This is a genomic window from Pseudoalteromonas sp. GW168-MNA-CIBAN-0100, from assembly GCF_040309225.1.
Lineage (GTDB): Bacteria > Pseudomonadota > Gammaproteobacteria > Enterobacterales > Alteromonadaceae > Pseudoalteromonas > Pseudoalteromonas arctica.
Genome location: NZ_JBEOOL010000599.1, coordinates 1 through 269, shown reverse-complemented (window position 1 = coordinate 269; position 269 = coordinate 1). Strand labels below are relative to the sequence as shown.

Below are 269 nucleotides of genomic sequence, written 5' to 3'. Positions count from 1 at the left end.
CAATAAACCCATCTACATCGTCTAATAAATTACCAAATGGGTCGCTATTCATCAGCATTAAATCAGATGCCTTGATTGTTGCTGGTGCCCCTGTTTTAAATGACTTAGTCACTGTATTTTCATCTCGAATCATAAATAACTGATCTTGCTCATTAGTATCAGTCGGTTTAGAGCGATTACCACTACCTATAACTATGGCATCGTAAGGCATATCTAAGCGCGTGGTAACTACTTCCCCTTTTTCGGTGGTTTGAGTTACTTTACTAAAC

General features: G+C 38.3%; 1 protein-coding gene. It reads right to left on the bottom strand.

The window, feature by feature from the left end:
- A partial coding sequence (locus AAEY62_RS22610; protein ID WP_350636659.1) for a hypothetical protein occupies nucleotides 1–269 on the bottom strand: 269 nt, incomplete at both ends.